Here is a 2,673-nt window from a genome sequence, read left to right as displayed (position 1 = left end):
GTCCCCGCGCTGTCGCCGCTCGGAGGTCGTCGGCTCAGTCGCCCAGCACCGGCAGCAGCTCCGGCAGGTGCCCGTCCGAGGCGAGCGCCGCGGCGGTCCGCTCGTCCGGCACAGACCCGTACAGGGTGGTGCGCGGCCGGGAGGGCCGGCCGGCCGCGTCGGCGATCGCGACGAGGTCGCGCACCGAGCGGTACGACCCGTAACGCGACCCCGCCATCCGGGCGATGGTCTCCTCCATCAGGGTGCCGCCGAGGTCGTTCGCGCCCGAGCGCAGCATCTCCGCCGCGCCCTCCGCACCGAGTTTCACCCAACTGGTCTGGATGTTGGGGATGTACGGGTGCAGCAGCAGCCGCGCCATCGCGGTCACCGCCCGGTTGTCCCGCATCGTCGGGCCGGGCCGCGCGATGCCCGCGAGATAGACCGGCGCGTTGGTGTGGATGAACGGCAGCGTCACGAACTCCGTGAAGCCGCCGGTGCGTTGCTGGATCTCCGCGAGCAACCGCAGGTGCCCGAGCCAGTGGTGCGGCTGGTCCACGTGCCCGTACATCATCGTGGACGACGAGCGGATGCCCAACTCGTGTGCGGTGGAGACCACTTCGACCCAGGTCGCGGCGGGCAGCTTGCCCTTGGTGAGCACCCAGCGGACCTCGTCGTCCAGGATCTCGGCCGCCGTGCCGGGGATGCTGTCCAGGCCCGCCTCCTTCGCCGCCGACAGCCAGTCCCGGATCGACATGCCGGTCCTGGTAGCGCCGTTGACCACCTCCATCGGGGAGAAGGCGTGGACGTGCATGCCCGGCACCCGGGCCTTGACCGCGCGGGCGATGTCGAAGTACGCCGAGCCCGGCAGGTCCGGGTGGATACCGCCCTGCATGCACACCTCCACCGCCCCCACCTGCCACGCCTGTTCGGCCCGGTCGGCGACCTGGTCGAGGGAGAGCGTGTACGCGTCGGCGTCGGTACGGCGCTGGGCGAAGGCGCAGAAGCGGCAGCCGGTGTAGCAGACGTTGGTGAAGTTGATGTTGCGGGTGACGATGTACGTCACGTCGTCGCCCACCGCGTCCCTGCGCACGTCGTCGGCGATCCGGCACAACGCGTCGAGGGCCGTGCCGTCGGCGTGCAGCAACGCCAGCGCCTGCGCGTCGGTGAGCCGGGTCGGGTCGTCGGCGGCCACCGACAGCGCCTGCTTGACGTCGGCGTCCACCCGGTCGGGCACCAGCCCGGGCGCCGCCTGCTCGCGCAACTCCGCCCAGTCGCCGTACACGTCGTCGAAGTCGTCGCGCCGGTCGGCGCTGCGCCCCTGCGTGTCGATGGTCCGGTGCAGGTCGGTACGCCCGCCCGCCGCCGGGAACACGTCCTCCGGCTCCTGCCAGGGCAGCCCCTGCGGCCGTACGCCCTCGCGGGCCAGGCCGGTGTCGGGGTCGGCGAGCGCGGTGACATGGGGCAGCAGCCGCGGGTCGAGCCAGGGCTCGCCGCGGCGTACGTACTCCGGGTAGATCGTCAGCCGCTCCTTGAGCGTGAAGCCGGCGTCGGCGGTACGCGCGGCCAACTCCTCGATCTGCGGCCACGGGCGCTCGGGGTTGACGTGGTCGGGGGTCAGCGGCGACACCCCGCCCCAGTCGTCGATGCCGGCGGCCACGAAGCTGCCGTACTCGCCGTCGACCAGGTTCGGCGGCGCCTGGATGCGGGCTGCCGGGCCGAGCACGATCCGGGCCACCGCGATGGCCGCGGCCAGCTCGCCGAGTTCGGCGTCGGGCATGCCGCGCATCGCGGTGTCCGGCTTGGCCCGGAAGTTCTGCACGATGACTTCCTGGATGCCGTGGTACTGCCGGGAGGTGCGGCGGATCGCGAAGAGCGACTCGGCCCGCTCGGTGTACGTCTCCCCGATCCCGATCAGGATGCCCGTGGTGAACGGCACGTTGGAGCGGCCGGCGTCCTCCAGCACCCGCAGCCGGACCGCGGGCTCCTTGTCCGGCGAGCCGTGGTGCGGGCCGCCGGGCTGCGACCACAGCCGGGTCGCGGTCGTCTCCAGCATCATGCCCATCGACGGCGCCACCGGCTTCAGCCGCTGGAGATCGGTCCAGCCGAGCACTCCCGGGTTCAGGTGCGGCAGCAGCCCGGTCTCCTCCAGCACCCGCACCGCCATCGCGCGCACGTACGCGAGGGTGTCGTCGTAGCCGTGCGCGTCCAGCCACTCCCGGGCCTCCGGCCAGCGGTCCTCCGGGCGGTCGCCGAGCGTGAACAGTGCCTCCTTGCAGCCCATTTCGGCGCCTCGCCGGGCGATGTCCAGCACCTCGTCCGGCGACAGGAACATCCCCTCGCCGGCCCGCCGCAGCTTCCCGGGCACCGTCACGAAGGTGCAGTAATGGCACGTGTCCCGGCACAGCCGGGTCAACGGGATGAAGACCTTCCGCGAGTACGTGATCACGCCCGGCCGGCCCGCCGCGGCCAGCCCGGCGTCCCGCACCCGCCCCGCCGCCACCGACAGCCGCTCCAGATCCGCGCCCCGGGCCTGGAGCAGCACGGCCGCCTCCGCGGCATCCAGGGCGACCCCTTCTTCCGCGCGGTGCAGCGCACGGCGCATCGCGTTCGCCGTCGGCCGGCTCTCCGTCCCCGCGGGGGCGGGCTCTCCAGGTTCACGCGTCGTCATTGTCCGAGCATAAGCACACCCACCCG

At 73.0% G+C, this 2,673-nt stretch carries 1 protein-coding gene; it reads right to left on the bottom strand.

Features of this window, described 5'->3' with window-relative positions; all coding sequences use genetic code 11:
- Positions 1-34 precede the first annotated feature (34 nt).
- Positions 35-2,647, bottom strand: coding sequence for a bifunctional FO biosynthesis protein CofGH (locus tag AC13HU_RS35320; RefSeq protein WP_483046088.1), 2,613 nt, complete (start codon positions 2,645-2,647; stop codon positions 35-37).
- Between the last annotated feature and the right edge of the window lie 26 nt (positions 2,648-2,673).

It is taken from the genome of Streptomyces sp. NH27, from assembly GCF_056859195.1.
This window is presented reverse-complemented; position numbering and strand designations above follow the sequence as displayed.